Below are 22,800 nucleotides of genomic sequence, written 5' to 3' on the forward strand. Positions count from 1 at the left end.
GGATTGCGCGGAGGCCGTCAGCTCACCGACAGCACGACCGCGGTGACGTCGTCGTCGACCTGGTGCGTCGACACCCGCAGAGTCAAGCCGTCGAAGAATCCGTGCGGGTCGGCGGCCGCGCGCAGGTCGTCGCCGATGAGACGCAGGCTCTCGAGGGTCGAGTCGTACGCGTCCAGGGCGCCGTCCGACACGCTCACGAGCAGGTCTCCTCGGCTGACGCTCGCGCGCCCGGCCTCCCACTCGACGTCAGCGGGGCGCAGCCCCAGGGGGAGGTTCCGCGACGTCAGACGCTCCGACGACCCGTCGGCGCGGAGCACCAGGGTCAGACCATGACCGGCGTCGATGTAGTCGACCGTGCCGGCGGCGGCGTCGATGACCGCGTGGAACACCGTCGCGAAGGTGTCGAGGTAGAGGCCGCTCGAGCGGGCCTCGTCCTCGACCGAGAGCATCGCCGCCACCGGAGACATGTCTCGACGCGCCTGTAGTGCGTGCAACAGCGCTTCCGCCACCGCACCCGCCGCCTCGCCTTTGCCCATGACGTCGGCGAGCGTCACGACCACGCGTCCGCCCACTTCCTGCCACCCGCTCCGATCGCCGCTGACGACCCCGTGCGGAATGGCGAGGGATGCCAATCGCACACCGTCCGCGGTGAAGTCGTCCGCTCGCGGCGTTCGGCCGGTCGCCACGGCACCCTCGACCGGACCCGGATCGCTCTGTCGGATCTCGGCTTGCGCCCATCGACCGAGATGCTCCAACGACCGACGCTGATCCTCGTCGAGGGCATGCGGATCGGGGTCGATGAGGCAGAGGGTACCGACCGGCTCACCGTCGTCGGTGCGCAACGGGAAGCCCGCGTAGAACCGCATCCCGTACTCGGTCACCGAGGCGATGTCACGGAAACGCTCGTCGAGGGTCGCGTCGTCGACTTCGAGGATGCCGTCCTGCTTGACCGTCTCACCGCAGAACACCGCCTCGCGGGGAGTGCGACCGAAGTGGGTCTCGGGCGGCTGCGACTTCGTGTACACCTCGTCTTCGCCGACGATGTTGACGAGCGCGTAGTCCACGTCGAACATCTCTCGCGCGAGCCGGGTGATGCGATCGAAGCGCTCTTCGGGGGGCGAATCCATCAAGCCGATGCGCTCGACAGCGGAGACGGTGCGGTGAGAATCGGTGGCCATCGAGGACTGCCCTTCGCGTCGCGTGGATCCCGTCGGGGACGACGAGACCGCGACGGATCGGCGCACGGGCATCGTGTGAACGGCTCGAGTCGATGCCGTCCCCACGCCACCGCGGAACCGATCGCGCCGACCGTTTCAGCCTATCGACGCCCGCGGGAGGAGGTCCCGAGTTTGTCGTTTTCAGGCCGCCAGCGCCAGATATGGTTCCCAACGCGGGTCGCTCTTGTCCACGCCGCGCACGGTCCACGACGAGCCTCGAGGGGGCGCCGGCACCAGCCGGAGCTCCCAGCGCATCTCCTGAGGTGTGCGATCGCCCTTCACGTTATTGCAGAGCAGGCAGCACGCTACGAGGTTCTCCCACGTGTCCTTACCGCCGCGCGAGCGGGGAAGCACGTGATCGATCGTCGACGCCGCTTTGCCGCAGTATCCGCAGCGGTGCGCGTCACGGCGCAGAACACCGCGGCGGGTGACCGGTACCTGGCGGGCGCCCGGCACGCGCACGTAGCGCGTCAGGATGATCACCGCCGGACGGTCGTAGGTTCCGTGGGCGGCCCAGACCGGGTCCTCGTCCACGCTCTCGATGACGGTGGCCTTGTCGTTCATGACGAGCACGAGGGCTCGCTTGAAAGACACGACAGCGAGGGGTTCGTAGCCCGCGTTCAGCACCAGTGTGCGCATTTCTCGTCCTCTCGAATGGCCGAGACGGCTTCTCGGATGTTCGACTCGCGACGACGGCAGGCGCGAAAGGGTATGAAAAAGGCGCTGTCTAGGCAGACAGCGCCTGAGAGGTCACGGCGAGGCCGCGGCATCCGATCACACGATGCCGAAGAACGAGCAGCCCGAGAGCATCCATGGTGCGGATGCGCGGGCTGGTGTTCATCGGTTTGTCCCTTCGGTTCTTCCGACGTCGCTGACAGGCTAACCCACGACGACACGCCCGGGGTCGGCCACGGGAGGAAACAGAAAGCGGCGTGTCGGAGAACGATGTCCTCCGGCACGCCGCCCCGCGAGAGAGGTCAGCCCGCGTTCTGCTGCAGCCAGGCGTAGGGGTCGACGACCGAGCCGTTGATGTGCACCTCGAAGTGGAGGTGGTTGGCCGTCGAACTGCCCGTCGATCCGACCAGGCCGATGAGCTGGCCGGGGGCGACGGTCTGGCCGGCCTGCACCTGGCGGCTGCCGTAGGTCATGTGGCCGTAGGTGGTCGACACCTTCTGGCCGTTGATCACGTGCTCGATCACGATCGCGACCCCGTACCCGCCGTAGCTCTCTTGCGAGACGCTGACGACTCCACCGGCGGCCGCGAAGATCGGCTGCCCGCCGGGAGCGAGGAGGTCGACGCCCTGGTGGTAGCCGGAGTCCCACAGGCCACGCCCGAGGGTGTAGCTGGTGAGAGGCCAGCGAACCTCTCCCGAACCGGGCGCGGTCATGTTCAGATCGACGGAGCTGACCGACGTCGACGCCTTCGAGGCGTTGGCGGCGAGCTGACGGGCACGCTCGGCTGCGGCTGCGGCAGCGGCCTCCTGATCCTTCTTCTTCTGGATCTCATCGGCCGTGGTGGCCGAGTAGCTGCTGCGGTCGAGGGTCTCGGCGGTCGCGTCGGAGGCGACGACGAGCGACTGGTTGTCGGCGGCCGACATCTCTTGCAACGTCATGGTCTCGGCGGCCGGCATGGTCGCGGCGTAAGCGGGGATCGCGACGGTGGCGACGAGGCCGGCGACCATCGAGAGGATCACGGCGCTGCGCAGCGGCTTGCCGACACGGCGCGGCGACGAAGCGGTACGAGTGGGGGCGGTGCGGGCGACCGGGGCGGTCGCGGGAGCCGTGGCCTGCAGGGCTCGACTCGACGGTCGGGCCACCGCGGCACGCGTGCTCTTGCGGGTGGGTCCCGTCGCGACACCTTCGGGTAGGTGCGCTGCGGGCTCGTTGTGTTCAGCCAATGTTCCTCCGGCGCCTCTGCGTCTTCGGGGACGCTGGCTCGTCAGCACTCGAATGTGGGGCACGATGTGCGGGCTGGGCCCTGCGCGGACGACGAGCCGATGAGGCAAACCGCGAGGGGTCCGACGGCGGGCTTCTCGCCTGTGGACTTTCTGAGGCTACCCGAAGATAACGAACAAGTCACGCTTAGGTAACCGCTCCCAGGCGATGCTCGGCCCGGCTCTTCGGAAAGCGGCCGAACTCAGTCCTCAGCGACGAGGAAGATGTGCGAAGCCACCTCGACGGGTAGTTCGAGACCCTCGTCGACGCCGTCCATCTGGACGAGCACGTATCCCTCGTTGAAGCGGTAGTCGCCTCGTGCGCCCGGCAGAACGCCCGCGGCTTTGAGCTGCTGCAGAAGCTCGGGGTCGACCTGTGCGGGCTCGGCGAGCCGGCGCACCGTGCCCGTGATGGGGCCGCCCGCGTCGGTCAGCTTGCGGACCAGGCCGACCACTCCCGCGTCGAAGGTGGCGCTGGCGGCGTCTCCCAGCTGGTCGAGACCCGGGATCGGGTTGCCGTAAGGCGACTCGGTGGGGTGGCCCAGCAGCTCGACGAGCCGACGCTCCACCTGCTCGCTCATCACGTGCTCCCAGCGGCAGGCCTCGTCGTGCACGTACGCCCAGTCGAGACCGATGACGTCGCTGAGCAGGCGCTCGGCGAGCCGGTGCTTGCGCATGACGTCGATGGCCTTCTGCCGACCGGAGTCCGTCAGCTCGAGGCGGCGGTCTTCCGACACGACCACGAGACCGTCGCGCTCCATCCGACCGACCGTCTGCGAGACGGTCGGACCCGAGTGCCCCAAGCGCTCCGAGATGCGCGCGCGCAACGGCACGATCCGCTCCTCCTCGAGCTCCAGGATCGTGCGCAGGTACATCTCAGTGGTGTCGATCAGATCGGTCATTCGGGTGTCCTCGATGTCGCGCGGCAGATGCTCCCAGCCTACCGACCCCCTCCGACATGAGCGCGGGTGGCGCCCGGGGGTGACCCTAGAATCGGTGCCATGTCGCACGTGGAACTGCCCGCCGATCTCCTGCCCGCCGACGGTCGCTTCGGTTGCGGCCCCTCGAAGGTGCGCGGTGCGCAGCTCGAGTCCCTCGTCACCCGCGGCGCCTCGATCCTCGGTACCTCGCACCGCCAGGCGCCGGTGAAGAACCTCGTCGCCAGCACGCGCGAGCGTCTGTCGCAGCTGTTCCGCCTGCCCGAGGGGTACGAGATCATCCTCGGTAACGGCGGATCGACCGCTTTCTGGGACGCCGCCGCGTTCGGTCTCATCGAGAACCGCAGCCAGAACCTGGTCTTCGGCGAGTTCGGCGGCAAGTTCGCCTCGGCCGCCGCCGCCCCGTGGCTGCAGGCACCCGATGTGCGCAAGGTCGAGCCCGGCACGCGCGCCGAGGCCGAGGCCGTCGTCGGCGTCGATGTGTACGCCTGGCCGCACAACGAGACCTCGACGGGCGTCGCCGCGCCGATCCGTCGCGTGGAGGCGGATGCCGGAGCCCTGACGGTCATCGACGCGACCAGCGCCGCAGGAGGCATCGACTTCGATGTGACGCAGGCGGACGTCTACTACTTCGCCCCCCAGAAGAACCTCGGCTCCGACGGCGGACTCTGGTACGCCGCCGTCTCTCCCGCCGCGATCGAGCGGATCGAGCGGATCGCGGCATCCGACCGCTACATCCCCGAGTTCCTGAGCCTGAAGAACGCGCTCGACAACTCGCGTCTGCAGCAGACGCTGAACACCCCCGCTCTCGCGACGTTGCTGCTGCTCGACGACCAGCTCGGCTGGATCCTCGACAACGGGGGCCTCTCCTGGGCCGGTGCTCGCACCGCCGAGTCGTCCGGCGCCCTCTACGAGTGGGCCGACGCGAGCGCGGTGGCGACGCCCTTCGTCGGTGACCCCGCCGACCGCTCCCCTGTGGTCGTCACGATCGACTTCGACGACAGCATCGACGCGGCGGCGATCGCCAAGAGCCTGCGCGCGAACGGCATCGTCGACACCGAGCCCTACCGCAAGCTCGGCCGCAACCAGCTGCGCGTGGCCACCTTCGTCTCGATCGAGCCCGAGGACGTGCGCCGTCTCATCGGCGCGATCGACTACACGATCGAGCGCCTGCCGCAGTCCTGAGCCCTGTACGACGAAGGCCGTCCCGCACCAGCGGGACGGCCTTCGTTCGTGAGCGGCGATCAGTAGCTGCGGTCGCCCTCGTCGTAGTCGTCGTCGTCGTCCGCGTCGTCGTCATCATTCACGTCGTCGTCCGAGCCCTCGTGCTCGTCTTCGCCGGTCGCGGAACCTCCGTCGAGCTCGTCGATGTCGACGCCGTCCAGGTCGCCCGCGTGGAATCGCGCCTTCGGCTCGTCCGCGTCGTCGTCCTCGTCGTCGTCATCCGACTCGTCGTCGACGTCCTCATCGGTGTCGTCGTCCTCGTCGTCTTCGTCGTCCTCGACGGCCGCCGCGGCCTGGGCCGCCTGGTACTCAGCGAGACGGGTCGCCCACGGCACCCAGTCGGGGGCGAGCAGTGCGCCGTCGCCCGGCAGCAGCTCGACCTCGAGCACGGTCGGCTCGGAGTCGTCCACCACGGCCACGCTGACCGTCCAGAACCAGCCGGGGTAGCCCGAGAGCCGGGTGTGGAAGCGCAGCGACACCGCGCCGTCCTCCTCGGCCGTGTATCCGGCCGCAGGGCCGATGGTGTCGGCCGGGGTGATCTCGTGCAGAGCCGCGAGCGCCAGGTCGTGAGCGCCGATCAGGCGCTCGTCGACGGGCTGCTCAGGCTTCGAAGTCATCGGCGACCTTGCGCAGGACCGCGGCGATCTTCTGCGCGTGCGGACCGTTGGGGTAGCGACCGCGTCGCAGATCCCCGCCGATGCCGTCGAGCAGCTTCACGAGGTCTTCGACGATGATCGCCATGTCGTCGGCGGGCTTGCGCGAGCGCTTCGACAGGCTGACGGGGGCGTCGAGCACGCGGACCGAGAGGGCCTGCAGACCGCGCTTGCCGTCGGCCACGCCGAATTCGAGGCGCGTCCCGGCCTTCGGTCCGGGGGCTCCGGCGGGCAGGGCGGTGGCGTGCAGGAACACGTCCTGGCCGTCATCGGTGACGATGAAGCCGAAGCCCTTCTCGTCGTCGTAGAACCTGACCTTGCCGGTGGGCATGGATACCTCGCTGGATGAGTGCGCGAAGAGCGCGGCGGAACTCGGGACCCGAACGGATCCCGGTCTTCCAGCCTACGGCACCGCCGCCAGGCAGTAGGCTGAGCCCGATGAGCACCCGCACCTCCGGTGGCAGCACACCGGGCGACGACGTCCCCGTCCGCCGCATCGACCGCATTCTCGCGTTCATGTCGCTGGGCCTTCTCGCGCTGTCGATCGTGTGCTTCTTCGCCATCATCATCGGCTCGAGCTCCGGGGCCGACATGGGTACGGGCGTGTGGCCGGTCATCGGCCTGCTCGTCTACATCGCTCCCCCGGTGGCTTTCGCGTGCCTTCTGGCCGTGCTCATCATGAGCTTCATCCGAAGGGCCAAGGCCAACAAGGCCTGACGACGTGCCCGAGACCTCCGCACAACGCGCACTGGCGGTCTCGTTGAGCGCGCGCAGCGACACCGACCTCGCCCGCCTCTTCGCCGAGCGCCACATCTCGCCTTCGAGCACGTGGCGCGACATGTTCGATGCCGCCGAAGCGCTCCTCGACCCGGCGTCCGTCGCGCGCGGGCTTCCCGCGCTGAGCCGCGACGATGCCGTCGCCCTGCTCGACGCCGCCGAGGGACGAGCGGCGACCGGAGCGATCCGCGAGCATCTGGCATCCCGCGCCCTCGTCGGAGACGACGGCCTTCCCTTCCCCACGGTGATCGACGCGGTGCGCGACATCCTGCCCTCGGGGATCCCGGATGCCGAGCCCCCGCGCCGTACCGTGGCAACGCCCGAGAGCACGGCCGCCGCCTCCGAGGCGGTGTTCACCAACGCCGCGTCCCTCGCCGACATCCTCATGCAGACCCTCGACGCTCCGCTCGGACGCATCGGATCGGGATCACTGGGCGCCGCCGAGAGACGCCGCCTCGTCGACGCCGGTGCCGTGTCCACCGCTGCCGAAGCCGACCTCCTCGTCGGGCTCGCGGCCGAGGTGGGGCTGCTGGGCACGAACGACCGCGCGTGGCTCGTCTCTCCCGCCGGGCGCGAGTGGCTGCGCCTGCCGACGCTCGAGCGCTGGCAGCGCACCGCCTCGGCCCTTCGAGACGCCCTGCCGGCGGCCTTCCGCTCTCCCGAAGGCGGGTGGATCCCCACCGAGCAATGGCGCTCTGCGACGCCGTTCGACCCCGAGGGCCCCGACCGCGCCGACCTCTGGATCACGCGTCTGGTGCGCTGGGGGCTCCTCGACACCGCCGGTCGCGCGACGCCCTGGGCGCTCCCGCTGGCCGGCGGCGCAGACGTCGACACATCCGCTCTGCGGGAGCTCCTGCCCCCCGAAGTCGACCGCGTGTATCTGCAGAACGACCTGACCGCGATCGCCCCCGGCCCGCTCGCCCCGCACCTCGATGTGCGGCTGCGCTCCATGGCCGCCCGCGAGTCCCGTGCCCAGGCCTCGAGCTACCGCTTCAGTGCCGCGACCATCGGCGCCGCCATCACCGCGGGAGAGACGGCCGACAGCCTCCGCGACTTCCTGACCGGGATCTCGCTCACCGGCCTCCCGCAGCCGCTCGCGTACGTCATCGAGCGCACCGCGGCCGAGCACGGCCGCGTGCGTGTGACCACCGACGCCGAGTCGCATCTCACTCGGGTCCTGACCGACGACGAGACGCTTCTGCGCTCGATGGAGGTCGACCAGTCGCTGCGCTCGATCGCGCTCACCCGCGCCGACGACGAACTCGTCTCGCACGTCTCGGCCGACGTCGTCTTCTGGGCACTCACCGACGCGCACTACCCCGCGGTCGCGGTCGACGCCGAGGGACGCCCACGCGCCCTCGAGCGCGCCAGACTGGCGGCTCCCGAGCAGCCCACGGAAGCCGCCAACGACATATACGCAGATCTCATCGCGCGCCTGCGCACCGGCGCGGAGGACTCGGATGCCGCGTGGCTCGAGCGCGAGCTCGATCAAGCGGTTCGCGCTCGTTCGATCATCGACGTCACCGTCCGTCTCCCCGACGGTTCGGCACGGGTCTTCCGCCTGGAGGCCACGGGGCTCGGCGGAGGGCGCCTGCGCGGACGTGATCGCGGAGCGGACGTCGAGCGGACGCTGCCCCTCTCGCACATCGACGGCGTCGCACCCGTCGAGTGACGCTCGCGCACGCCCCGCTCCCCCTGACCCCGGTAGACTCGAACGCTATGGCTGACGGCCCCCTTATCGTACAGAGCGACCGCACCGTGCTCCTCGAAGTCGCGCACCCCCACGCAGAGACGGCGCGCCATGAGCTCGCGGTCTTCGCCGAACTCGAGCGCGCACCCGAGCACATCCACACCTACCGCATCACCCGTCTGGGGCTGTGGAACGCTCGCGCGGCGGGTCACGACGCCGAGTCGATGCTCGACACCCTCGACCGGTGGTCGCGCTTCCCCGTGCCGGCCTCGGTCAGCACCGACATCCGCGAGTCGGTCAACCGCTACGGACGCCTGGTCATCGAGCGCAACGACGAGGGCGAGCTCGTGCTGCGTTCGACCGACGCCGCGGTGCTCAGCGAGGTGTCGCGCAACAAGCGCATCGCGCCGCTCCTCATCGGTCGGCCGAGCCCCGACAGCTTCCTCATCGACGCCTGGGCGCGCGGCCACATCAAGCAGGAGCTGCTGAAGATCGGCTGGCCTGCCGAGGACCTCGCGGGCTATACGCCGGGGACGCCGCACCCCATCGATCTCGCCGAGGACGGCTGGAGCCTCCGCCCCTACCAGCGCCAGGCGGTGGATTCCTTCTCCGAGGGGGGTTCGGGCGTCGTCGTCCTCCCCTGTGGAGCGGGAAAGACCCTCGTCGGGGCCGGTGCCATGGCCGACACCCGCACCACGACACTCATCCTCGTCACCAACACCGTCAGCGCGCGCCAGTGGCGTGACGAGCTGCTGCGGCGCACGAGCCTCACGCCCGAAGAGATCGGCGAGTACTCCGGCCAGGTCAAGGAGATCAAGCCGGTCACCATCGCGACCTACCAGATCCTCACGGCGAAGAGGAAAGGCCAGTACGCCCACCTCGCCCTGCTCGACGCGCTCGACTGGGGACTCGTCCTGTACGACGAGGTCCACCTGCTTCCCGCACCGGTCTTCAAGCTCACGGCAGACCTGCAGGCGCGCCGCCGTCTCGGTCTCACCGCGACGCTCGTGCGCGAAGACGGCCGCGAGGGCGACGTCTTCAGCCTGATCGGGCCGAAACGCTTCGACGCACCGTGGAAAGAGATCGAGGCCCAGGGCTTCATCTCGCCCGCCGCCTGCTACGAGGTGCGCATCGACCTTCCGGCCGACGAGCGGCTCGAGTACGCCGCGGCCGCCGACGAGGATCGCTACCGTCTCGCCGCGACGGCGCCCGCGAAGATCGACGTCGCCCGGCGCCTGGTCGAACGGCATCCGGGCGAGCGTGTTCTCGTGATCGGACAGTATCTCGACCAGATCGACGAGCTCTCCCAGGCGTTGAACGCCCCGCAGATCACGGGGGCCACGCCGATCCCCGAGCGCGAGGAACTGTTCCAGGGCTTCCGCGACGGGAGCATCCCGCTGCTGATCGTCTCCAAGGTCGCCAACTTCTCGGTCGACCTGCCCGAGGCATCGGTCGCCATCCAGGTGTCGGGGTCGTTCGGCTCGCGCCAGGAAGAGGCTCAGCGCCTCGGACGCCTTCTGCGACCGAAGCAGTCGAGCCACACCGCGAGCTTCTACACGCTCATCGCCCGCGACACCGTCGACCAGGATTTCGCGCAGAATCGCCAGCGCTTCCTGGCCGAGCAGGGGTACGCCTACACGATCCTCGATGCCGACGGAATCGACGCCCAGGCCGCCTGACGCATACCAGCACGCGGCTTTCCGTTCCATATCCAGCACATTGCTGGGTCAGGTCACGATAATGAGGGCATGACAGCTCCTCGCATCCTCGTCGTGGACGACGAACCCAACATCCGCGACCTGCTCATCACGAGCCTGCGTTTCGCCGGGTTCCAGGTGCGAGCCGTGGCCAACGGCGCGCAGACGATCTCGGCCGTGCTCGAGGAAGAACCCGACCTCATCGTGCTCGACGTGATGCTCCCCGACATGAACGGGTTCAGCGTCACCAAGCGCCTGCGCGGCGCGGGGTACACCGCACCGATCCTCTTCCTGACCGCCAAGGACGAGACCGAAGACAAGATCATGGGGCTGAATGCCGGCGGCGACGACTACGTCACCAAGCCGTTCAGCCTCGACGAGATCGTCGCCCGTATCCAGGCGATCCTCCGGCGCACGATGCAGGCCGACGAAGAGTCGATCATCCGCACCGGCGAGCTGACGATGGATCAGGACACCCACGATGTCAGCGTCGGCGACGTCTCGATCGACCTGAGCCCGACCGAGTTCAAGCTCCTGCGCTATCTCATGCTCAACCCCAACCGCGTGCTGTCGAAAGCGCAGATCCTCGATCACGTGTGGGAGTACGACTTCAACGGCGACGCGGGCATCGTCGAAAGCTACATCTCGTACCTGCGCCGGAAGATCGATCCGCACTCCTCGGAGCCGCTCATCCAGACCAAGCGCGGCTTCGGCTACATGCTGAAGTCGGGCAAGACCGCCTGAGCGAAGGGCTCGCTCCTGTCGCACTCCGATGACTCCCTCACCCGCTGGTGGCGCGGGCTGAGCCTGCGCACCAAGGTCACGGGCGTCACCGTCGCGCTGCTAGCCATCGGGCTGTTCACGGCGGGAATCGGAACCATGGTGTTCCTGCGCACCACCCTGGTGAACAACCTCGACGAGCAGCTCGCTCAGCAGGCCGCCGGGAGCATCGCGAACAGCATCTTCACCACGGCTCCCGTCGACGGTCGCGTCGTCTTCTCGCAGGTCGAGAACGCCCCGCAGATCGGGTCGATGGTCGTCGTGTACGGCCCCGACGGTCAGCGCGAGGCGTTCTACAACGGCACCTCGACGACCGCTCTCCCCGACATCCCGCCCACCTTCACGGTCGAGCAGACGTACAGCCAGATCGATCGGCGCATCGAGCTCGAGGCACCGGATTCGGGCCAGCACTTCCTCGCGCGGGTGGGGGTCTTGCAGGTGCCGGGCAATCCCGGCGTCTACACCCAGATGGTGATCCAGCCGCTCGCCCCGACCGACCGGATCGTCGCGGCCTATGTCGGTATCTACGCCTTCGTCGCACTGCTGATCCTGATCGCCACTGCCCTGCTCACGCGGTGGCTCGTCACCCTCGCCTTCCGCAATCTGCGGCAGGTCGAGACGACGGCCATGGACATCGCAGCGGGCGATTTCAGCCAGCGTCTGACCGACATCGTCCCCGATACCGAGGTCGGCCGGCTCAAGACCGCCATCAACGCGATGCTCGCGCGCATCGACGGCGCCCTCGGACAACGGGATGCCACCGTGCGGCAGATGCGTCGCTTCATCGGCGACGCCAGTCACGAACTGCGCACGCCCCTCGTCACGATGCGCGGCTACGCGGAGCTGTATCGCATGGGAGCGATCCGCTCCGACGAGGATGTCGCGCAGTCGATGGAACGGATCGAGAAAGAGGCGATCCGCATGGGTGCGCTGGTGGAAGACCTCCTCGCCCTCGCGCGCCTCGACGAGCGGCGCGACGTCACGATCGTCGCCCTCGATCTGCGCCCGATCGCGCGCGACGCCGCACTCGATCTGCGGGTGACGTCCCCCCAACGCGAGGTCACGGTCGACGACACCACGTCCCGTGACGAGTTGATCCTCCCCTCGATCACCCTCGACCCCCTCCTGGACTCCGGCGGGAAACCCGCGACGGCCAACGGTCGCCGACGCGCCGCTCCCACCACCTCGGCGATGGCGATAGCCGGCGCGACCCTCTCGCGACTCCGGCGTCGGTCGAAGGACGGCACCGAGCTGTCGGCATCCACCCCCCCGGAGGGGACACCCGCCACACCGCTCGGCGTGGTGCGGCCCGTGCCACGCCTCGCGCCCGTCGTCATGGGCGACGAGAACAAGGTGCGTCAGGTCGTCGCGAACCTGCTCGGCAACGCGCGGCGCTTCACCGCCGACGACTCCCCCATCGGCCTTCGCGTCGGAGTGGATGCCGAGACCGACATGGGGTGGATCGAGATCATCGATCACGGCGAAGGCGTGCCCGAACAGATCCGCGAGCAGATCTTCCAGCGCTTCTGGCGCGCGGACACGTCACGGACGCGCGAGACCGGTGGATCGGGCCTCGGCCTGTCGATCGTGGCATCCATCGTCGATCTGCTGCACGGCACGGTGGAGGTCCGTGACACCCCCGGTGGCGGCGCCACCTTCCGCGTGTCCCTCCCGTTGGCGGACCGTCGCGACGCACAGGAGCACGCCCTCATCGAGACGCAGCCGCTCGAGCGGCTTCCGGAGAACTACCGGCCGGGGACCGACGCCTGACGCGTTCCGCCGTCGTCGATGGTGTGCACCGGCTGCCGCTCTCCGCTCGCACGCTGGCCCCGGGCATGTCCCGATGAAAGCGGACCGCGTCCCAAAAACGGCTGACTGACGCCATCCCAGGCAGCCAGAACTGGGACATGGCGCGCCCCTCCCCCTATCAACGAAGAACGCCCCCTCCCGAAGGAGGGGGCGTTCTCAGGCGTCAGCGTGGATCAGAAGTCCATGCCACCGGTCGGGTCGCCCGCGGGAGCGGGGTTCTTCTCCGGCTTGTCGGCGACGACGGCCTCGGTCGTGAGGAACAGACCGGCGATCGACGCGGCGTTCTGCAGCGCCGAGCGGGTCACCTTGGCGGGGTCGATGATGCCCTGTGCGAACAGGTCACCGTACTCGCCGGTCGCGGCGTTGAGGCCATGGCCCACGGGGAGCTCGGCGACCTTGTTCGCGACGACGCCCGGCTCGAGACCGGCGTTGAGCGCGATCTGCTTGAGCGGCGCCTCGATGGCGACACGGACGATGTTCGCACCCGTGGCCTCGTCGCCCTTGAGCTCGAGGTTCTCGAGAGCGTTCTTGCCGGCCTGGATGAGCGCGACGCCACCACCGGCGACGACACCCTCTTCCACAGCGGCCTTGGCGTTGCGCACGGCGTCTTCGATGCGGTGCTTGCGCTCCTTGAGCTCGACCTCGGTCGCGGCTCCGGCCTTGATGACGGCGACGCCACCGGCGAGCTTCGCGAGGCGCTCCTGGAGCTTCTCGCGGTCGTAGTCGCTGTCGGTGTTCTCGATCTCGCGGCGGATCTGGGTCACGCGACCCTCGATCAGCTCCGACTCACCGGCACCCTCGACGATCGTGGTCTCGTCCTTGGTGATGATGACCTTGCGTGCACGGCCGAGCAGGTCGACGGTCGCGTTCTCGAGCTTGAGGCCCACCTCTTCGGTGATGACCTGGCCGCCGGTGAGGATCGCGATGTCCTGCAGCTGCGCCTTGCGACGGTCGCCGAAGCCGGGAGCCTTGACGGCGACCGACTTGAAGATGCCGCGGATCTTGTTCAGCACCAGGGTCGCGAGAGCTTCGCCCTCGACGTCCTCGGCGATAATGAGGAGCTCCTTGCCCTCCTGGATCACCTTGTCGACGATCGGCAGGAGGTCCTTGATGTTGGAGATCTTCTGGTTGGCGATCAGGATGTACGGGTCTTCGAAGACCGCTTCCTGACGCTCGGGGTCGGTGACGAAGTAGGGGTTGATGTAGCCCTTGTCGAAGCGCATGCCCTCGGTGAGCTCGAGCTCGGTGCCGAAGGTGTTCGACTCCTCGACGGTGACGACGCCTTCCTTGCCCACCTTGTCGATGGCCTCGGCGATGAGCTCGCCGATGGCGGGGTCGGCGGCGGAGATCGACGCGGTGGCGGCGATCTGCTCCTTCGACTCGACCTCCTTGGCGGAAGCCAGCAGCTCGTCGGTGACGGCCTTGACGGCCTTCTCGATGCCCTTCTTGAGCGAGATGGGGTCGGCGCCGGCGGCGACGTTGCGCAGGCCCTCGCGCACGAGCGCCTGGGCGAGAACGGTGGCGGTGGTGGTGCCGTCACCCGCGACGTCGTCGGTCTTCTTGGCGACCTCCTTGACCAGCTCGGCGCCGATCTTCTCGTACGGGTCGTCGAGCTCGATCTCCTTGGCGATCGAGACACCGTCGTTCGTGATCGTGGGGGCGCCCCACTTCTTCTCGAGCACGACGTTGCGACCGCGGGGGCCCAGGGTCACCTTGACGGCGTCGGCGAGAGTGTTGAGGCCGCGCTCGAGACCGCGCCGGGCCTCTTCGTCGAAAGCGATGATCTTTGCCATAAGTGTGTCGTCCCTCCCGGACGGGTGACTTGCAGATTTTGGCACTCGACGAAAGCGAGTGCTAACTCATTCTGGCACTCGCCCCTAGGGAGTGCAAGCGCGCACCGTCCCGGAAACGTCGAACGCCGCGGCATCCGGAACTCGGATGCCGCGGCGTTCTGATCAGCGCTCAGGCCAGTCGCACGGACTCCGCCTGAGGGCCCTTCTGACCGGTGCCGACGGTGAACTCGACGGCCTGTCCCTCCTCGAGGACGCGGAAGCCCGACATCTCGATGCTGGAGTAGTGGACGAAGACGTCCTGCCCGTCATCGACGGTGATGAAGCCGAAACCCTTCTCGGCGTTGAACCATTTGACAGTGCCCTGCGTCATGCGAATCTCCTGTTGCTGAACGACGAGGTCATCGTAAGCACGGGGGATACCGCGGATTCGGGGTTCCGGAGCATTGTTGACGCGCGTGCATCCAAGTTGTTACGCCGCGGAAACACCCGGACCTTCCGCGGTCAGGAGGAGGGCGAAGCGGAGGGCTGGTCGGCCGCGCGGTCGAGGCCGATCACCACGATCAGTCGCTTGACGTCGCTCTCGTCGGCCGGGGTGTTCGGGTCGTCGGTCGGCTGGAGGAAGTCGCTCTGCGCGATCTGCGCCCCACCGATCGTCTGCGCCAGTCCCTCGGCCGCCGCCTCGTCGCTCTCGAGGCGGTAGTAGATCGTCGTGTCGGCGAAGTCCGTGCTGTCGGAGTTGCCGGTCTCGACGCTGTCACCGCTCCAGCCCGCGGCCACGATCTGGTCGCGGACGCTGGCGGCGAGGCCCTCGTCGGGCGTGCCGTTCAGCACGACCACCGAGTACGAGGTGTCGACGACGGCCGGGGTGGTCGGTTCGGCCGAGATGGTGGGGCTGGGTGCGGCGTCGGACCCGAGCGAGATACGACCCGAGACGACGAGCATCGCGAAGATGCCGGCGATGATCAGCACCAGGGTGGCGATGGCCGCCCACAGGAAGACGATCCAGCCGCGCAGCCGCGGCCTCTCGGCTCGGTGAGCCCCGACACGACCGGACTCGGTCGGAAGGTCGTCGAAGCGATCCCGAGGGAAGGTCGATCTGGCCATTGGACGATGCTATCGGTCGCGCCGAGGCGAACCCGTCAACGGGTGGCCGTTCGGCCGAGGCGAGCGCGGTGCTGAGCCGCCGCATCGTCGCGGCGACGCCGCAGCCGGCGCACGAGCATGGGATCGTGGGCGAGGGCCTCGGGGGTGTCGATCAGACGGCCGAGCAGCTGGTAGTAGCGAGCGGGCGTCAGCGAGAACTCCGCGCGGATCGCCTCCTCCTTCGCTCCGGCGTGACGGCGCCACTCCCCCTCGAAGGCGAGGAAGGCGAGGTCACGGTCCGAAAGGGGCACGCCGCAACGCTACTGCGCCGGCGCTCACGATCCCGGATGCCACGCCACCCACGCCCCGAGCGGGTCGGCCTCCGCCAGCACCTCTCCATCGAGAGCGAGGGCGAAGCCGCCTCGCACGGATTCCGGGGGCCGGGTCCACCCCTCGTGCAGGGCGGGCGCGTCGAGGGTGATCCACCTGCCCGCCGCCCGAGCCGCCTCGATGACGGCGGTGCGGTGCACCCGCGGCACGTGCGCGAGCACACCGGGAGTGGTGACGACCAGCGTGGCCCCGGCGGGGGCTCGTGCGGCGAGCGCGGGAAGGGCCTGCGCGCCGTCCCCCGCGACGAGGATCGGAGGGTCGTCCGCCGCGATGTCGAGCGCCCGCTCGATGCGTTCGCGACGCCCCTCCTCCCCCGGCCAGACGAGCCCGGTCAGCCAGTCGCGGTCTTCAGCCCGTCGGGCATCGAGCGGGCTCAGGTCGATACCCGCGCGCCAGACGATCTCCGGCATCCGCAGGTCTGGGTGCCCCTCGAGGTCGCTGTCGAGCACGACGCGACTCGGACCGTCGACGGGATCGAGTTCGACGACCGCGTCACCGGAGCGGTAGCGATACGAGTACCGGTCGGGGTACAGGCAGAGCCCCGCGCTCGCCCCCACCTCGAGCAGGGCGATCGGGCCGCCGATCAGGGACAGCGCCGGCAGCAGGGCGGCGCACCGGAGCGGCTCGTTCGTCTGCACGCTTCGGCGCCCGCACTCCTCGACGACCGCATCGGCGTGGGCGAGGACCCACGACGTCCACGCATCGAGGTCGTCGAGCGGCGCCCCGAGAAGACGCATCACCGCGAACACCAGCGGGGGCTGACGGCGCGTCTCGGGGATGACCGAGAGGGCCTCCGTCACCGCGGCGTCATCGGCCACCCGCCCGGCCCAGGCCTCGTAGACCGCGGAACGCCCGGGCGCCTCGTCTCGGGCGAAGCGGCGATAGCGATCGGCGACGGCGGTCGCGGCATCCTGAGTCACCCGGGAGATTATGCCGTCACGACCTGATCGCCGCCGGGCGCGAGAGAATAGGACCGAAGAAGGAGAGTGAACATGACCTACGCCGTCGACAAGTCCGACGACCAATGGCGCGCCGAGCTCAGCCCGGAGCAGTACGCGGTGCTCCGCCAGGCGGGTACCGAACGCGCATGGACCGGTGAGCTGCTCGACGAGAGCCGTGCCGGTTTCTACACCTGCGCCGCCTGCAACGCCGAGCTGTTCCAGAGCGGCACCAAGTTCGACTCGCACTGCGGGTGGCCGAGCTTCTACGAATCGGTCCGCCCCGAGGCCGTCGAACTCATCGAAGACAACAGCCACGGCATGCAGCGCACCGAGGTCCGCTGCGCGAACTGCGGCTCCCACCTGGGTCACGTCTTCCCCGACGGTTTCGGCACGCCCACCGGCGACCGATACTGCATGAATTCGCTGTCGCTGAACTTCACCCCCGAAGACGACGCGTGAGCGCACTCGAGGCGATGCGCGACCGCCGGTCGTGGTCGAAGGTCACCGACCTCGCCCCCACCGGCCCCGAGCTCGAGGCGTTCGTCGCCGCGGCCGGTCGCGTCGCCGACCACAAGAGCCTGAAGCCGTGGCGGCTCATCGAGATCCGCGGCGCCGACCGCGACATCCTCGCCCGTGCGCTGAACAAGGCGGACGGCAAGAAGGGCCTGTCGTCGAAGCCCCGCCGGGCACCGCTGATCATCGCGGTCGTCGCAAACCTCCGCTCCAAGAAGATCCCCGCGTGGGAGCAGGAGGCCGTGGCATCCGGAGTCGCTCACATGCTCAGCCTCGTGCTCGACGAGGCGGGATTCGGCGTGTTCTGGCGCACCGACGACAACACCCGCAGCAAGGTGCTGGCGAAGGCGCACGGGCTCGAGAAGGGCGAGGTCCTGCTCGGTTGGCTGTACGTCGGCGGCAAGCCCCCGCGCACCCGCGCCACTCGACGCAAGACCGTGGATGCCGCGAAGCACCTCTCTCGCATGCCCGGAGGCAAGAAGAAGCGCACGGTCGACGAGACGCGTCTCTGACCTCCGCTCGATCGACGCCGCCGCGGGACTCCGGTCCTCGGCGGCGTCGTCGTCTCCGGCGTCAGCGGCGGCGGCGGAACGGGACGGCGACGATGACGACTCCGGCGATCGCGACGGCAGCGGCGAGCAGAGCGACCGCGGTCGAGGGGGCCGCCGGGGCCGGCCACAGCGCGTCGAGCAGCACCGAGGTCGCGAGAAGACCGACGACCGAGCCGAGACCGAGCAGCAGAACGCCCGTGCGGCGCACGACGACGGACGACAAGAAGATGTACACGACGCCGACCGCCCCGCCGATGTAGAGCCACGGCTCCGTCGGCACGGTGCGCGGTGCTCCGACGACGGCGACGTGCACGCCCGCGGCGATCAGCAGGACCACCGTTCCGCCGACGAAGTTCACCAGGGTCGCGGTCAGCGGACTGTCCACGCGCACGCGCAGGCGCCCGTTCGTCCCCTGCTGCCACGCCACGCCCGCACCCGCGATCGCGGGGACGACGAGCATCCAGAGGGGGACCCCGCCGAGCGCGTCCCCCGACAGGCAGACGACGACACCGGCGATCGCCAGCAGAGCGCCGACCAGGCGACGCACGGTGACCGGGACGACACCGGCCGGCCCGTACCCGATGCGGTCGAGCACGAGACCGCCGGTGGTCTGCCCCGCGACGAAACCGACGGTGAAGAGGGCGACGCCGATGGTGGCGACGGTCAGGCCCTGGCTCGCCACGGTGAACGCGCCGACCAGACCGCCCAGCAGCATCCACGGGGGAATGGAGCGGGACCGGATGCCGTCGACCAGCCGCCCGAAGCCGCGTCGACCTTCCGCAAGCAGCGCCGACAGCGCGACCAGGATGAGCAGGCCCGAGCTGAACGAGATGGCGGCGGCGACGAAACCGTCCCCCAGCTCCGCACCGAGACTGCCGTTGATGCGCGCCTGCAGCGCGGTGAGGGCGCCGATGAGCACGGCTCCTCCGACGGCCAGTCCGACCGAACCCCGCTCCGCCACGGCTCTCCCCTCGTGCTCCCGCGCGGGAGCCACCGTCGATCGTACGACGCGACGTCGTCCCCCCTCTCGCCTCGTCGCGGCGACGACGTGGACGGGGGCTTGCGTCCCCGCCGCGCTTCGCACCACCGCTGCGGCACGTCGATGTCGGCCGGGGCCGCTCCGATGCGTCAGGCTGTGACCCGTGACTCAGCTCCACCCCGGCCCCGACGACGTCTCGCGCCTGATCGACGACCTCCGCGCGGCCGACGCCGACCGCGAGTTCCTCGCGCACGCCGAACGACACCTCCCCCGCCTGCACGACCTCTTCACACAGCTGTACGGCGAACGACCCGACGGCCTCGAGCGTCTGGCATCCGTCCTCGATCTGGCCCGCACCTCGTGGACGGCGCGTCCGCGCACCTTGAAGACGCTCGACCGGGAGCGCGAGAGCGCAGCGGACTGGTTCGAGAGCCAGCGCATGCTCGGTGGCGTCTGCTACGTCGATCGGTACGCGGGCGGGCTCCGCGGCATCCGGGAATCCATCCCGTACTTCCGCGAGCTGGGCCTGACCTACCTTCACCTCATGCCCCTGTTCGAGAGCCCGGAGGGCAACAGCGACGGCGGTTACGCGGTGTCGAGCTACCGCCGGGTGAATCCCGCGCTCGGCACGATGGACGAGCTCGCCGCCCTCGCGACCGAGCTCCGCCGGGCGGGGATCTCGCTCGTGGTCGACTTCATCTTCAACCACACGAGCAACGAGCACGAGTGGGCGAAGAAGGCCATCGCGGGCGAGGCGGGGTACGAGGACTTCTACCTCATCTTCCCCGACCGCGAGATGCCGGACGCGTACGAGCGGACCACCCGCGAGATCTTCCCCGACGACCACCCGGGCTCGTTCGTGCAGCTCGACGACGGCCGGTGGATCTGGGCGACGTTCTACCACTTCCAGTGGGACCTCAACTACGCCAACCCGGCCGTCTTCGAGGCGATGGCCGGCGAGATGCTCTTCCTCGCGAACCAGGGCGTCGAGATCCTCCGCATGGATGCCGTGGCCTTCATCTGGAAGCAGCTCGGCACGACCTGCGAGTCCCTGCCCGAGGCGCACCTGCTGCTGCAGGCGTTCAACGCGGTGCTGCGGATGGCCGCCCCGGGACTGCTGTTCAAGTCGGAAGCCATCGTGCACCCCGACGAGGTGGTCTCGTACATCTCGCCGGACGAATGCCAGATCTCGTACAACCCCCTGCAGATGGCCCTCACCTGGGAGGCACTCGCCACCCGCGACGGCCGCCTGCTGCAGCAGGCTCTCGAGCGCCGACACGCGCTGCCCGCGGGGACCGCCTGGGTCAACTACGTACGCAGCCACGACGACATCGGCTGGACCTTCGCCGACGAGGATGCCGCCGAACTCGGCATCGACGGCTACCCGCACCGCCGCTTCCTGAACGACTTCTACGTCGGCCGGACCGAGGGCTCGTTCGCGCGCGGCGTGCCGTTCCAAGAGAACCCTCGCACGGGCGATGCCCGCGTGACCGGCACCACCGCGTCCCTCGCCGGCATCGAGGCGGGTGACGCCGGCGGCGAGGACCGCGTCGTGCTCACCCACGCCCTCGCGCTCTCGACCGGCGGCATCCCCTTGCTCTACCTCGGTGACGAAGTCGCTCAGCTCAACGACTACTCGTTCACCGGTCGGCCGGAAGAGGCGGGCGACAGCCGCTGGGTCAACCGCCCCTTCCGTCCCGAGCAGAATTACGACGATCGAACGGATGCCGGCACCCCGGCCGGTCGCGTCTTCTCGCGGCTCTCGCGACTCACCGAGGTACGCCGGTCGACGCCGGAGTTCGCGGGCAACGAGCTGATCGCGTTCGGGGCGAACGTGGCATCCGTGGTCTCGTTCCTGCGCCCGGGTGACGGTTTCTCGGTGCTCGTGCTCGCGAACGTGGGTGACGCGTCCGCGGAGATCAACGCCCTGACGCTCTCGGGAATGGCGCCGGAGGCCCTCGACCTCGTGTCGTCGCAGCCCGTCTGGTTGGGCGCCGGTCTGACCCTCGCGCCCCACGGCGTGCGGTGGCTGCGCGTGCGGATGCGCTGAATCATGTCCGACGGCCTCGCGGGAGCGCGCACTCGCGCGTGGCATCTGGGCGCGCTCGGTGCGGGAGTCGTCGCGATCGCGACGTCGGTGCTGGCGCCGCCCGGCCTGATCGGCGACCTGCTCGTGCTCGTCGTCGCGGTGTGCGCGTTGCTGTTCGCGCTGGATGCGAGTCGCCGGCGCGGGCCCCTGCGCTGGGTCGCCGTCGCGGGCGCACTGCTCGCGGGGCTCGCGCTGATCGTGGCGGCGGCGGTGTTCCTCGTCGCCCTCGCGAAGGCGCTGCCGTGATTCCTCTCCCGCAGGTGCCAGCGGGCGGCGGATCGAGGGGCGCTCTACGTGGCCGACACGTGCGCGCCCGTCACGCTGTCTGCCGGTCGGGTCGCCGGCCGCTCTCGCGATCCCATTCGAGCGACTTCCACTGCAGGAACGTGCAGAGATTGCTGGCGATGACGAGCTCGGCGGCGAAGCTGGCGATGTCGTGGACCGACATCACGAGCTCGTTCGGACGGCCCGACATCGTGATCTCCCAGACGGGATCGTCGTAGTTGCGCGGTCGCATGAAGATCGACTCGGTGGCGTTCCGCGGATTCAGGATCACCAGACCCGTGTCGTCCCCACCATCGTCTTCCTGCGGGGCGACCGTGATGGTGCCGGCGATGCAGTGTTCCTCTTCTTCGAACTCCGCGACCCAGGCTTCGAGTTGCGCACGGGATCGTCGAGGCGGCGAGTTCTCCAGGGCTTCGTCAGTCACGCAGCGAGCATAAGGCCTCGCCCGATGCGTGCCGTGGGGTGTGGACGCAATTCGTCTGGGGGTTCCGTTGCGAGAGAGTGTGCCGGCTACAGGACTTGAACCTGCAACCCCCGTTTGTGCGGTGCGCTGTATTTAGGTGTACTTACTTGTACCGCCCGCGTGATTACGCGGGGCCGGTACAACCAAGTACACGTATGGACATACGCAAAACCGTGAGTAAATCGTGAATGAGGCCTGCCACGCTCACGCAGTACGACGCCGCTGCTCGGCCATCCGCGCCGCCTACAGCCGACGCAGCCGGCGCACCAGCATGGGCCGCGCCGCCACCGCCTCCGGGGTCTCGATCACGCGGTGCAGCACCTGAAAGTACCGAGCCGGCGTCACTCCGAAGCGCGACCGAATCGCCTCATCCTTCCGCCCCGACCAGCGCGGCCACTCCTCCTCGAAGTCGAGCAGGTTCATCATCTCGATAGCTGCCATGCGCACAGTCTCCCCGCACCTCCGACATGGGCGATAGCCTGACAATCGACCTAGGGGGAACACATGGAAACGATCACCGCGAACGGCGTCAACGGCCAGATCTCGTTCGATGGCAACGTGGTGCGAATCACTCGCGCCGGATTCTTCGGACGCGTCGGCCACGGCCGCGGCGAGAAGACTCTCAATGTCCGATCGATTGGGGCCGTGCAGATCAAGCCAGCATCCGCTCTCGTGAACGGCTTCATCCAGTTCTCCGTTTCGGGCGAGTCTTCGAAACAGTCGATCGGCTTCGGGCGGTCGCAGGATGCCGCCCAGGACGAGAACGCCGTGATCTTCGCGAAGAAATCGACGGCCGATTTTGAGGCAGTGCGCGACGCCGTGCTCGCCGCCCTGGCAGGCGGGTCGACCCCTGCGCCCGCCGTCGACCACGCCGAGCAGCTGACCAAACTCGCCGCCCTCCGGGATGCCGGCGTGATCACGACCGAGGAATTCGACGCGAAGAAAGCCGAGATCCTCGAGCGAATGTGACGCGTCACCCGCGGCCGAAAACGAC

General features: G+C 69.0%; 25 protein-coding genes and 1 tRNA gene. 11 read left to right on the forward strand and 15 right to left on the reverse strand.

Translation table 11 applies throughout. The features are described 5' to 3' along the window. Positions 1-17 precede the first annotated feature (17 nt). The 4 genes from J2X55_RS11675 to J2X55_RS11690 all read right to left on the reverse strand — a co-directional run bounded on the left by J2X55_RS11675 (position 18) and on the right by J2X55_RS11690 (position 4,053). Positions 18-1,178 carry a SpoIIE family protein phosphatase gene (locus J2X55_RS11675; RefSeq protein ID WP_210073795.1) on the reverse strand — a complete coding sequence of 387 codons (1,161 nt, stop codon included), beginning with the start codon at positions 1,176-1,178 and terminating at the stop codon, positions 18-20. A gap of 180 nt (positions 1,179-1,358) precedes the next feature. Then, positions 1,359-1,856, reverse strand: coding sequence for an HNH endonuclease (locus tag J2X55_RS11680; protein WP_115919011.1), 498 nt, complete (start codon positions 1,854-1,856; stop codon positions 1,359-1,361). A gap of 338 nt (positions 1,857-2,194) precedes the next feature. After that, positions 2,195-3,115 (reverse strand): M23 family metallopeptidase, encoded by a 921-nt coding sequence (locus J2X55_RS11685; RefSeq protein WP_309823588.1) that lies wholly within the window; start codon positions 3,113-3,115, stop codon positions 2,195-2,197. Positions 3,116-3,354: 239 nt separating this feature from the next. Next, entirely contained in the window at positions 3,355-4,053 is a 699-nt protein-coding gene (locus tag J2X55_RS11690) for a metal-dependent transcriptional regulator (RefSeq protein WP_115919013.1), read from the reverse strand. Between the two features lie 99 nt (positions 4,054-4,152). Between J2X55_RS11690 and serC the strand changes: the two genes are divergently transcribed. Next, positions 4,153-5,274, forward strand: a complete 1,122-nt coding sequence (gene serC, locus J2X55_RS11695; protein ID WP_309823590.1) for a phosphoserine transaminase — start codon at positions 4,153-4,155, stop codon at positions 5,272-5,274. Positions 5,275-5,333: 59 nt separating this feature from the next. On the opposite strand, the gene J2X55_RS11700 is transcribed toward serC, so the two are convergent. Both J2X55_RS11700 and J2X55_RS11705 read right to left on the reverse strand, forming a co-directional pair. Then, positions 5,334-5,930: a DUF3027 domain-containing protein gene (locus J2X55_RS11700; RefSeq protein WP_309823592.1), complete on the reverse strand. Its 597-nt coding sequence runs from the start codon at positions 5,928-5,930 to the stop codon at positions 5,334-5,336. Then, complete coding sequence (locus J2X55_RS11705; protein ID WP_056229171.1) at positions 5,914-6,297, reverse strand: cold-shock protein; 384 nt, start codon at positions 6,295-6,297, stop codon at positions 5,914-5,916. The genes J2X55_RS11700 and J2X55_RS11705 overlap by 17 nt, the downstream gene beginning before the upstream one ends. A gap of 107 nt (positions 6,298-6,404) precedes the next feature. On the opposite strand from J2X55_RS11705, the gene J2X55_RS11710 reads away from it, so the two are divergent. The 5 genes from J2X55_RS11710 to J2X55_RS11730 all read left to right on the forward strand — a co-directional run bounded on the left by J2X55_RS11710 (position 6,405) and on the right by J2X55_RS11730 (position 12,680). Continuing rightward, complete coding sequence (locus J2X55_RS11710; RefSeq protein WP_103206249.1) at positions 6,405-6,683, forward strand: multidrug ABC transporter ATPase; 279 nt, start codon at positions 6,405-6,407, stop codon at positions 6,681-6,683. 4 nt (positions 6,684-6,687) lie between these two features. Then, complete coding sequence (locus J2X55_RS11715) at positions 6,688-8,415, forward strand: helicase-associated domain-containing protein (RefSeq protein ID WP_309823594.1); 1,728 nt, start codon at positions 6,688-6,690, stop codon at positions 8,413-8,415. 47 nt (positions 8,416-8,462) lie between these two features. Continuing rightward, the gene (locus J2X55_RS11720; protein ID WP_115919019.1) at positions 8,463-10,112 is read left to right on the forward strand and encodes a DNA repair helicase XPB; all 1,650 of its coding nucleotides are present in this window, start codon (positions 8,463-8,465) and stop codon (positions 10,110-10,112) included. A 69-nt stretch (positions 10,113-10,181) separates the two neighbouring features. Further along, a complete protein-coding gene (locus J2X55_RS11725; RefSeq protein ID WP_055838218.1) occupies positions 10,182-10,874 on the forward strand; it encodes a response regulator transcription factor in 693 nt (230 codons plus the stop codon). A gap of 135 nt (positions 10,875-11,009) precedes the next feature. Continuing rightward, on the forward strand, positions 11,010-12,680 hold the full coding sequence (locus J2X55_RS11730; RefSeq protein ID WP_181906494.1) for a HAMP domain-containing sensor histidine kinase: 1,671 nt from the start codon (positions 11,010-11,012) through the stop codon (positions 12,678-12,680). A gap of 212 nt (positions 12,681-12,892) precedes the next feature. Here the strand turns inward: J2X55_RS11730 and groL are convergent, their stop codons facing one another. From groL to J2X55_RS11755, 5 genes are all read right to left on the reverse strand, one after another. Next, the gene (gene groL, locus J2X55_RS11735) at positions 12,893-14,512 is read right to left on the reverse strand and encodes a chaperonin GroEL (RefSeq protein ID WP_115919023.1); all 1,620 of its coding nucleotides are present in this window, start codon (positions 14,510-14,512) and stop codon (positions 12,893-12,895) included. A 169-nt stretch (positions 14,513-14,681) separates the two neighbouring features. Continuing rightward, positions 14,682-14,882 carry a cold-shock protein gene (locus J2X55_RS11740; protein ID WP_056229192.1) on the reverse strand — a complete coding sequence of 67 codons (201 nt, stop codon included), beginning with the start codon at positions 14,880-14,882 and terminating at the stop codon, positions 14,682-14,684. Positions 14,883-15,013: 131 nt separating this feature from the next. Next, positions 15,014-15,616 (reverse strand): LytR C-terminal domain-containing protein, encoded by a 603-nt coding sequence (locus tag J2X55_RS11745; protein WP_309823595.1) that lies wholly within the window; start codon positions 15,614-15,616, stop codon positions 15,014-15,016. Between the two features lie 35 nt (positions 15,617-15,651). Further along, positions 15,652-15,906, reverse strand: a complete 255-nt coding sequence (locus J2X55_RS11750) for a DUF3263 domain-containing protein (RefSeq protein ID WP_115919027.1) — start codon at positions 15,904-15,906, stop codon at positions 15,652-15,654. Positions 15,907-15,930: 24 nt separating this feature from the next. Then, a complete protein-coding gene (locus tag J2X55_RS11755; protein ID WP_309823597.1) occupies positions 15,931-16,905 on the reverse strand; it encodes a DUF2332 domain-containing protein in 975 nt (324 codons plus the stop codon). A gap of 72 nt (positions 16,906-16,977) precedes the next feature. On the opposite strand from J2X55_RS11755, the gene msrB reads away from it, so the two are divergent. After that, positions 16,978-17,385, forward strand: a complete 408-nt coding sequence (gene msrB, locus J2X55_RS11760; RefSeq protein ID WP_115919031.1) for a peptide-methionine (R)-S-oxide reductase MsrB — start codon at positions 16,978-16,980, stop codon at positions 17,383-17,385. 14 nt (positions 17,386-17,399) lie between these two features. Next, the gene (locus J2X55_RS11765; RefSeq protein ID WP_115919923.1) at positions 17,400-17,951 is read left to right on the forward strand and encodes a nitroreductase family protein; all 552 of its coding nucleotides are present in this window, start codon (positions 17,400-17,402) and stop codon (positions 17,949-17,951) included. A gap of 61 nt (positions 17,952-18,012) precedes the next feature. Here the strand turns inward: J2X55_RS11765 and J2X55_RS11770 are convergent, their stop codons facing one another. Then, positions 18,013-18,951, reverse strand: coding sequence for a DMT family transporter (locus J2X55_RS11770; RefSeq protein WP_309823599.1), 939 nt, complete (start codon positions 18,949-18,951; stop codon positions 18,013-18,015). 181 nt (positions 18,952-19,132) lie between these two features. Between J2X55_RS11770 and J2X55_RS11775 the strand changes: the two genes are divergently transcribed. Further along, positions 19,133-21,019, forward strand: a complete 1,887-nt coding sequence (locus J2X55_RS11775) for an amylosucrase (protein ID WP_396653264.1) — start codon at positions 19,133-19,135, stop codon at positions 21,017-21,019. Positions 21,020-21,022: 3 nt separating this feature from the next. Then, positions 21,023-21,304 carry a hypothetical protein gene (locus J2X55_RS11780; RefSeq protein ID WP_115919035.1) on the forward strand — a complete coding sequence of 94 codons (282 nt, stop codon included), beginning with the start codon at positions 21,023-21,025 and terminating at the stop codon, positions 21,302-21,304. A gap of 70 nt (positions 21,305-21,374) precedes the next feature. On the opposite strand, the gene J2X55_RS11785 is transcribed toward J2X55_RS11780, so the two are convergent. From J2X55_RS11785 to J2X55_RS11795, 3 genes are all read right to left on the reverse strand, one after another. After that, complete coding sequence (locus tag J2X55_RS11785) at positions 21,375-21,767, reverse strand: hypothetical protein (protein ID WP_309823601.1); 393 nt, start codon at positions 21,765-21,767, stop codon at positions 21,375-21,377. An 80-nt stretch (positions 21,768-21,847) separates the two neighbouring features. Continuing rightward, positions 21,848-21,926: transfer RNA gene (locus J2X55_RS11790), tRNA-OTHER, on the reverse strand. 123 nt (positions 21,927-22,049) lie between these two features. Then, positions 22,050-22,247 carry a DUF3263 domain-containing protein gene (locus tag J2X55_RS11795; protein WP_309823603.1) on the reverse strand — a complete coding sequence of 66 codons (198 nt, stop codon included), beginning with the start codon at positions 22,245-22,247 and terminating at the stop codon, positions 22,050-22,052. Positions 22,248-22,310: 63 nt separating this feature from the next. Between J2X55_RS11795 and J2X55_RS11800 the strand changes: the two genes are divergently transcribed. Further along, positions 22,311-22,775: a DUF4429 domain-containing protein gene (locus tag J2X55_RS11800; RefSeq protein ID WP_309823604.1), complete on the forward strand. Its 465-nt coding sequence runs from the start codon at positions 22,311-22,313 to the stop codon at positions 22,773-22,775. Positions 22,776-22,800 lie beyond the last annotated feature (25 nt).

The sequence above is a fragment of the Microbacterium sp. 1154 genome, assembly GCF_031455375.1.
Taxonomy (GTDB): domain Bacteria; phylum Actinomycetota; class Actinomycetes; order Actinomycetales; family Microbacteriaceae; genus Microbacterium.